9 protein-coding genes are annotated in these 7,539 nt (G+C 37.6%); 5 read left to right on the plus strand and 4 right to left on the minus strand.

Annotated features, from left to right (window positions below; genetic code table 11):
- The coding region (gene tnpA, locus BM278_RS17380; RefSeq protein WP_143093478.1) for an IS200/IS605 family transposase at positions 1–195 on the minus strand (195 nt) is incomplete at its 3' end.
- Positions 196–331: 136 nt separating this feature from the next.
- Between tnpA and BM278_RS17385 the strand changes: the two genes are divergently transcribed.
- Positions 332–811: a helix-turn-helix domain-containing protein gene (locus BM278_RS17385; RefSeq protein WP_244151226.1), complete on the plus strand. Its 480-nt coding sequence runs from the start codon at positions 332–334 to the stop codon at positions 809–811.
- Positions 812–909: 98 nt separating this feature from the next.
- Positions 910–1,338 carry an IS630 family transposase gene (locus tag BM278_RS19070; protein ID WP_244151228.1) on the plus strand — a complete coding sequence of 143 codons (429 nt, stop codon included), beginning with the start codon at positions 910–912 and terminating at the stop codon, positions 1,336–1,338.
- A gap of 186 nt (positions 1,339–1,524) precedes the next feature.
- Here the strand turns inward: BM278_RS19070 and BM278_RS17395 are convergent, their stop codons facing one another.
- Both BM278_RS17395 and BM278_RS17400 read right to left on the minus strand, forming a co-directional pair.
- Positions 1,525–2,280, minus strand: a complete 756-nt coding sequence (locus BM278_RS17395) for a nucleotidyl transferase AbiEii/AbiGii toxin family protein (RefSeq protein ID WP_244151227.1) — start codon at positions 2,278–2,280, stop codon at positions 1,525–1,527.
- Positions 2,280–2,888 carry a type IV toxin-antitoxin system AbiEi family antitoxin domain-containing protein gene (locus BM278_RS17400; protein WP_090952322.1) on the minus strand — a complete coding sequence of 203 codons (609 nt, stop codon included), beginning with the start codon at positions 2,886–2,888 and terminating at the stop codon, positions 2,280–2,282. The genes BM278_RS17395 and BM278_RS17400 overlap by 1 nt, the downstream gene beginning before the upstream one ends.
- 234 nt (positions 2,889–3,122) lie before the next feature.
- Here BM278_RS17400 and BM278_RS17405 point away from each other — a divergent pair, with 234 nt between their 5' ends.
- Complete coding sequence (locus BM278_RS17405; protein ID WP_090952325.1) at positions 3,123–3,704, plus strand: hypothetical protein; 582 nt, start codon at positions 3,123–3,125, stop codon at positions 3,702–3,704.
- A 178-nt stretch (positions 3,705–3,882) separates the two neighbouring features.
- On the opposite strand, the gene BM278_RS17410 is transcribed toward BM278_RS17405, so the two are convergent.
- Complete coding sequence (locus BM278_RS17410) at positions 3,883–5,385, minus strand: hypothetical protein (RefSeq protein WP_143093487.1); 1,503 nt, start codon at positions 5,383–5,385, stop codon at positions 3,883–3,885.
- A 283-nt stretch (positions 5,386–5,668) separates the two neighbouring features.
- Between BM278_RS17410 and istA the strand changes: the two genes are divergently transcribed.
- A complete protein-coding gene (istA, locus tag BM278_RS17415) occupies positions 5,669–7,186 on the plus strand; it encodes an IS21 family transposase (RefSeq protein ID WP_013877126.1) in 1,518 nt (505 codons plus the stop codon).
- Positions 7,174–7,539: ATP-binding protein (locus tag BM278_RS17420; protein WP_143093488.1), on the plus strand; the 366-nt coding region annotated here is incomplete at its 3' end. The genes istA and BM278_RS17420, both read left to right, overlap by 13 nt.

Raw genomic sequence — 7,539 nt, forward strand, 5'->3', positions numbered from 1 at the left:
GAACAAAATATGCACATGGTCCATATCGTGATTCCATTCGACCAAGGAAATATTGTAATTTTTACCCAATCTCACAAACATATCTTTTGCATAGTCAGATATGGTATCATCAATCACTTGTCTGCGATATTTTACAACCAGCACAAGATGATAATACAATAGGAACACTGAATGGTTATTATTGTCTAATTTCATTGATACAACAGCCTTTCATTTTTCTAAAACTGATTATATCATAACACACAAAAAAGAGACAATTTTAGGCTATACCTAACCGAAATTCATCTCCCACTTTCACTTCGTTTAGAAGTGGGAGACTTCTTTCGGAAAGATGTTAAAAAAAGAAGAACGAAAAATCAAAGATGCTTCTTTGCGTCAACGAGTGACCGCCGTCCGATTGATCATGGAAGGCTATCTCGGGAAAGAAGTGGCAGAGATGTTGAACCTCCACGTCAATCCGTGTCTACCTATGTCCAGTTATTTAATGAAGGTGGATTGGAGAAGTTACTCGATAAAAAAACTCCTCCCGGGAAGTCATCTGACAGAAGAACAACAGAAGAAGTTAAAACACATGATTTTACACAGCACTCCTTTCGAACAAGGATTGGGGATGGCTGCTTCTTGGAATACTCGTATCATTCAATCCTACCTTCAAAATCAATACGGGATTTCCATGACAAGGGCATGGGTGAATAAAATGCTTTACCGCCTTGGACTCTCCTACACTCGTCCCACCTATACCTTGGCGAAAGGAGACGAACAGAAGCAACGGGCATTTGTGCAAGAGATGGAGATGATAAAAAAAAACTGATGGCCGACGATATGGTTGTATTGTATGCGGACGAAACACATATTCGTTCCTATCAAGCATTGAGAGCCACGTAGGCTGAAATAGGAAAACAAAAGCAAATCCCTACCTATGGACATCATGCCAGTGTCACGTTATTTGGTGCGGTAAATGTCCTCGATGGAAAGGTCGTCGTGCAACAGGCATCCGCTTGTAACACGGGTTCCTTTCTTGAATTTGTCCAGCGCATTTTACAAACGTATCAGGGGAAATACGTTCTTTTAGTCTTAGATAATGCACGGATTCATCATGCGAAACAAGTGCAAGAATTTTTGCGTAAAAACGAAGAGCAAATCATGTTTTTCTTTTTACCACCCTATTCCCCTCATTTAAATCCGATTGAGCGTCTTTGGAAATGGTTGAAAGAGTCTGGCATTGCCAACCGATTTCACAAAGATCTTCATGCCATTGAACAGTCAGTGAACAGTTTTTTAGAGTACATTGACAATCACTGCGAAGAAGTTCTACAGCGCTTAGGGTGTGCTGCTTGAGAAGTCGAAATGTTAAGTTACATTTATATATTACTCCCATTTAAGAGTCTGGCAATTCCACATTTTAAAAAATTCATTTTCATTTAAAATTGAGTCATATATGGGAAAAAGAAAATCTCTAATTCTCTCCATTACAAAGGAGAACTCTAAATTTTCTTTTAAACCAATTCTTCGCAAAAATGCCTTTCACTGTTTTATTCTGGTTTCATCTTCTGCAAAAGAAGGTGAAAACACAGGATGTTCTTTTTCTAAATTCGTTCCACGTCTTTGAAAGGTTTCAAATATTGCTTCCCATAAAACACGCCCATCAAAGTTTTCGGTAGATAAAAGTGTAAAAATATCATAGAAATCCTTCATTCTACTGTTGACAACAGATAGTGAGATCATCGCCTCAAACTTTTCAGCTATTACTGAATAAGTTGAGTAGACTCGAATTTCCGGGGGCTTCATATTTAATAAAGTAGGATACTGCATCTCTTGGGGTTTTGGGATCACGACATCACCAAACCCAATATCCAGTTGCAATTGCTTTTTTATTTTGCCAAGTGCTGCCGGAATTTTAATACGAATCCCTTCATAATCAGCACCCTCTTTAATTCGTTCAGCCGTAATGCCCTTTACATCAAATTCGACTCCATCTTCTTCAGCGGTTAACGTACAAATGGACTCAAACGCAGCTTTGATATATTGAATATCACTCGAAATTTGTCTGGCTAAAAAGTCAATATCTTTTGTTGGTCTAGATTTAAATTGTGTTAAGGAAAATAAAAAGAGACCGCCTTTTAGAACAAATTTATCCCGATAATTAGAAATGGAAAGTCGATATAGTAACCTTTCTTGAAAATACAACAATAAAATTAAATCAAAGGTTTTTCCGCTTTGTTTGGCAATATTCTTTAGTCTTTCTCCAACTGAAGCAGGTATATTTTTAACATTTCCCATTATAAAAGCACCTCTAAGTATTTTAATAAAACGGTCTTGATGCGCATTTTCTCAGCACATTCCACCAATTTACTTATATTTTTTTCAGGACTTTGCAAATAATTTCGCAAACCTTCTTTCATTAAATCGATTCCTATTTTTTCCCTGTATCGAATAATATCACAAATCGTTTTTTCACGATTATAAATGCTTATTTTATGGCCGCCTACCTCCACTTCTTCAATTCCATATTCAAACTGTTTTTTTGAAAAGTAGAAAATTTTAATCGGTGGATAATCAGGCAAACTGGGTTTCCTTGATTTTCTTTCAATAGCAATTTGGTACTCCCACGGGTTATAAGTTGTTAACTCATAAAAAGACAATGCCGACAAAAGACAAAGAACACCATTCGGGACAACTTTTGATACTTCAACCACTTCTTCATTTTGGTCATTTTCAAATTCAGCATAACGGTAAAGCCCACGTTTTATCCTAATTATTTCTCCATTTTGCTCGAACTTTCGAATATAATATTTGCTCACTCCTTCTCTGGTTAAGTCTTCTGTCTTCGCAAATCCCTTTTGGCGCACAAAAATATCTTTTATGATCTTGCTTACTTCTTTATTCATTTTATTATCACCACTCTTTTCACCTAAACGTCAGCATTTATCATTAATTGCAAACGTTTAATATACTTATTCTCGATTATTCACAATATCCCTCTTTTTCACCTTAATGCATGCACTTATTATTATATGCCGACAATAAGTAAAATTCCTACCGTTATTTTCACACATAATATTGAACCATTTCGCTCACGAAAACGCGATCCACTCCACTTCTTAAGATGGAGGTGTATTCAAATGGATGTTTTACTAAGAATTGATGCCCAAACCAAGCAATGCATCGAAGACTTCCATAACCTTATAAAACAACAAGGGTATTTAGTCGAACAATTAAATCAGTTAATAAAAGAAAAAGAAAAACACTCGATACCTCTAGTACCCACCATTCAAAAATTAATCGAACACAGTCTAAGCAGAAACGAAATTTTAGATATAACGAATATTTCATCAGAAAAATTTGATCTTATTGTTTCTAAAGATAGACGTTGCCAACTGCCGTATATTTATTTAAACGATGAGGAATCGAAAGAATTTAAGAAACTGCTCGAGGATATTCATCAATCAAAGGATATATACGAACTAATCGATGCAGAAAAAGAAAGAGAAAGGATCAAATTCATTCATCGCGTCTCGCTCCGATATCAAAAGGAGATGGATCTATTATCCCCACAAGAAAACGAAGATAGCGGCGAAAAGATAATGCAATACTTGGAAAGAGCGGTTAAAAACGAACAGGCTAAAAGTGCTTACTATTCATTGGTCCGTATCTTTGGAAACGAAATAAAACGGAAAAGAGAAGAGGTGTTGATTAAGGTTTGAGATGACTAGATATCATCCATTTCAGGGTAAAGCCATTGTCGCTTTGCCTTTTTTTCTTTTTAAAAAATCAAAAAAGCAGGAAAAAGAAAAGCCCCGCAGAGATTTCTCTCCGCAGAGCTTTCCTTCTAACCTATCACTCCTCGACAAAATTCGGAGAGTGACAGGTACCGAACTATCATTAGTTAATTGTAACAGGTGTAGTATCTGCAGCAGTGCTATTAGCATCTTCTACTGCATTAGTTTTAGCAGCAATAGATGCACCTTTAACTTGAGCATCTGCTGTAGTAACTGTTAGAGTGATAGTTTTCTTATCTGTAGAAAGTACAGCTGTTCCAGCCTCAGCAGTTGCTGGAGTAATATCAAAGTCATTTGTAAAGTTAGCAGTATCAATAGTAGACTCTTTTAATGCTTCACTGAATGTTAAAGTAACAACATCATTACCACCGGAGAAGCTAACTGCGGAACCCGCATCTGCTTCAGCAATTGTAGAAGCTCCGTTGGAACCAACATTTACAACAAAGTCACCAGCATCACCGCCAACTTGAACTGCTTCTACTGCAGCCTTAACATCATTAAGTGTTGCTGTACCAGTACCGGCATCCTTTACTTCGATTCTCAATACTTTGTTAGTAGCGTCCCAAGTTGCTTCAACTTTATTAGTATTAGTAGCATCGGCTACGATTTGAACTTTTGCACTGTTACCATATGCACCAGCCAAATCATCACCCAAAGTAATGGTGAATGCTTTTGAACCGCTTAACAACGTCTTAGATGCATTAGTTTGAGCTGTTGTAGCTGAAAGAAGCACTGGTGCAGCAGTATCAGTTGTAGCTACACTTGCAGTACTTTCTGCAGCTTTAACGTTGTCCTCAGTGTCACGTATATCTACAACTTGTTTTACAACCGGTTTCTTATCTGTATCAAGTCTTCCGCTCTCTGCTACCTCAAGGACTACAAATTTGCCTGTAGTTGCTAAAGTAGGTGAAGCAGTTGTTGTTGGATTTGCAGTAACCACATATGCATCTTCTACAGTATAGCCTTCTACAGTATAAGCATTTTTGTTGATATCTGCAGCCTTAACAGCCTCGCTGTATTCAACAACCACGCGGTCGATCATACCATTAGTAGAGCCTGCTTTTTCATATGTGTAAATTTTCTTGATTTGCGGTGCTGCATAATCTTTAGCTGCAACATCAGAATTTGCTACTGTTACACCACCTGCAGGCACTGAAACACCAGCTACTGTTTTGATAGAATCTTGAGCTAACACTAATGTGTTTGTTTGATAACCTGTGCCAACTTTATATAATTTACCAGCATCGGCACCAGTTCCAATATCAGTTCCAAGTGAACCATCCGGTAATGTTACAGTTACTACAGAACCATATACCATATTTCCGCTACCGTCTTTAATTGTTTTGTTTTCAAAAGATGCACCTGTAGCAGTTACACCAGCAACTGTAATGCCAGAAGCATCGATCTCTTTAACTGGTTGTGTTAACTCAAATGATACTTTATTGTCGGCTAAAAGTTTAATGTTTTGTACATACCCTTTGAACTGAGTTGCAGTTACTGTCGTACCAGTGATATTAGTAGTTGCACGAGCAAGATCAATTAGTTGACCATTTGCATCCTTAACCATGGCACCAAGTTTACCAGTTGGTGTATCAGTACCGCCCACAGTAATCACTACTGTTTGGTTATTTCCACCTAATTCTACATAAGAACCAGCTGGGAATTTATTTTCAGTGCCGTTTGGTCCATAAGTATAGTTGTTAATATCTAGTGCATTGTAATCACCAGAAGTTGCAACTGGCTTACTAATGTTTATGGCAAACTAAAAATGTAACGTTTGGCAATTAATTTATGCAGGTCCTATAAAACAAAAAACCACTTGCCAACATTCCCCAAATACACTACCCTCCTAGTTGGACAAAACAGTTCAACGGGAGGTATTCAAGGAGATGTTAGCAGTGGCTGAAATTCATTATATCAGATATGAAGCAAACCAAAAAGGATGTTCCTATTCCGATATTGCCAAAAGAATGAATCGTGATCCAAGAACAGTGAAGAAGTATGCGGAAATGGAAGACTTCAATCCCTCAAAAGTTAAACAAACGAGAAAAGCGAAAGTGATGGATCCAGTGAAACCGATATTGGATCAATGGATTAAAGAGGACTTGACAAAGAAGAAAAAATATCGAAGAACTGCGAAACGAATGTATGAAATCTTAAAAGAAGAATATGGATTTACAGGTTCAGATCGTTCTGTTCGGCTCTATGTATCAAAAAGAAAACAAGAACTGCTCGAACAAAGTGAATCAGCTGCGTTACCTTTAGAATCGAAACCTGCAACGGCTCAAGTTGATTTTGGAGAAGCTCCTTTTCTCTATCAGGGGAAATACGTCGATTTTCCTTACCTGGTCGTTTCATTCCCTTACAGTAATGCGGCCTATGTGCAAGTCATGCCAGCTCAAAATCAAGAATGTTTCTTGGAAGGATTAAAACGAATCTTTCACTATATGGGAAGGGTTCCAAGGGTCATTCGTTTTGATAATCTCTCCCCTGCAGTAAAAACGATCTTGCCAAACGGAGAAAGAGAATTGACAGAGACATTTCAACGATTCGTTTTACATTATGGCTTTGAATGCGAGTTCTGCAACCCAGCCAGCGGAAATGAAAAAGGGAATGTCGAATCAAAGGTGAAATATATTCGAAACAATTTCTTTTTACCTGAACAAACAATCTATCAACTAGAAAGTTTTAATGAATCTTTATGGGAGAAATGTGAGAAGGACTGGAATCGTCCGCATTATGAGAAGGAGCGACTCATCGCTGAATTATTTGAAGAAGAACAAGCGTTATTTCTTCAATTGCCAGCCAAAGAATTTGAATGTGTCCGATATGAGCAGGTCACGGCTGATAAGTATGGTTTCATCCATTTAGAAAACAATTTATATTCCACGTCTCCCCGTTTTGCCAAACAAAAGGTTTTGGCAAAGATCTCTTATCATGAGATTGCCATTTTAACAGAAGAGCATGAGCTGATTATCAAGCACGAGCGTTTATATGGCACAAAACAAAAATCAATGAAATGGCAACCATATCTTACGTTAATGGCCAAAAGGCCAAATGCATTAAAATATACGGATTTCTATGAAAAGATGCCGGAAGAATGGAAAAATTATTTTTCCAATTGTACCGTTCAAGAAAAGAAGGAAGCATTACAACTACTAGCTGTTTTACTAAAAGAACATGATTTCGAAGTTTCGACACAGGCTTTGAGGATTGCCTCCCAGTATGGTCATCCGAAAGTAGAATCGATTAAACAGGTATTTTATCAATTAATCAATGGAAGAGGTATACGAGAGCCAATTCAACCGAAAAAACACGTTCCAGATATGCCGGAAGCCATCCGAGGAGTAAGGCATTATGACCGCCTATTCGAATCCCAAGGAGATGTGGCATCATGGAACAAATGATTAAGGAATATGCCAAAAGACTAAAATTAAGCTGGATTCCAGCCAATTACCATACCATCCATGCGGAAACAAATGAGGAATTTTTACTGAAGCTGTTTGAACGAGAAGTGCAGCATCAAGATGAGAGAAGGATAAATTTACTACTAAAACAGGCGACATTGCCGAAAATTCCAAATAAACCTTATGATTGGCGGGAGATTCAACTAGCCCCAGGCATCACAAAAGATTATATTTTAGAAGGTGAGTTTACGAAAAATCAGGAAAACCTTATCTTCTATGGCGGAGTGGGAACCGGTAAAACATTCCTTTCCACTCTCATCGCCCTCAATTTGATGAAAAAACAAGGAAAAAGA

Source organism: Parageobacillus thermantarcticus, assembly GCF_900111865.1.
In the GTDB taxonomy this organism is placed as follows: Bacteria; Bacillota; Bacilli; order Bacillales; family Anoxybacillaceae; genus Parageobacillus; species Parageobacillus thermantarcticus.

What these genes read in the sequence shown, in the direction of transcription:
- istA (WP_013877126.1), top strand. Translation starts at nt 5,669, where the DNA reads ATGTTAGCAGTGGCTGAAATTCATTATATCAGATATGAAGCAAACCAA.
- BM278_RS17385 (WP_244151226.1), top strand. Translation starts at nt 332, where the DNA reads ATGTTAAAAAAAGAAGAACGAAAAATCAAAGATGCTTCTTTGCGTCAA.
- BM278_RS17405 (WP_090952325.1), top strand. Translation starts at nt 3,123, where the DNA reads ATGGATGTTTTACTAAGAATTGATGCCCAAACCAAGCAATGCATCGAA.
- BM278_RS17395 (WP_244151227.1), bottom strand. Translation starts at nt 2,280, where the DNA reads ATGGGAAATGTTAAAAATATACCTGCTTCAGTTGGAGAAAGACTAAAG.
- BM278_RS17400 (WP_090952322.1), bottom strand. Translation starts at nt 2,888, where the DNA reads ATGAATAAAGAAGTAAGCAAGATCATAAAAGATATTTTTGTGCGCCAA.